A 541-nucleotide genomic window follows, 5' to 3' on the forward strand; every position below is an offset into this window, starting at 1 on the left:
AGCGCTCGCAACTTTGTTGCACAACTGACGCAGAACAAGCGTCTGCCGCTTTTGCCGATCATCCTGCAACTGTTCCACGAGCTTCTGGCCGAACAGCAGCAGTTCACCGATGTGGAGATGATCTCTGCATTCGAGTTGGACGATGCCGCTACCGACAAGCTGGTAGCAGCGCTTAAGAAACGCCTTGGTACGGAAGTGAATGTCACAACTTCCGTCGACCAATCCCTGATTGGGGGCGTGCTGGTGCGAGCCGGCGATACCGTAATTGATGGCAGTGTGCGCGGCCGACTTAACCGTCTGGCAGAGCAACTGAACTCTTGAGTTTGAGGGATTAGAGATGCAGCAACTCAACCCGTCCGAAATCAGCGAGATTATCAAGTCGCGCATTGCGAAACTTGATACCTCCACCGAAGCACGCAACGAAGGTACGGTGGTTTCCGTATCTGATGGTATTGTGCGCATTCATGGTCTGGCCGACGTGATGTTCGGCGAGATGATCGAGTTTGAGGGCGGCATCTACGGCATGGCCCTTAACCTGGAG

General features: G+C 54.3%; 1 protein-coding gene and 1 pseudogene. Both read left to right on the forward strand.

Annotated features, from left to right (window positions below; translation table 11 throughout):
• Positions 1 to 321: F0F1 ATP synthase subunit delta (locus tag A3730_RS09355; RefSeq protein ID WP_063537973.1), on the forward strand; the 321-nt coding region annotated here is incomplete at its 5' end.
• A 16-nt stretch (positions 322 to 337) separates the two neighbouring features.
• Positions 338 to 541: pseudogene (locus A3730_RS09360) on the forward strand (F0F1 ATP synthase subunit alpha); the annotation flags it as partial.

It is taken from the genome of Alcanivorax sp. HI0044 (assembly GCF_001634945.1).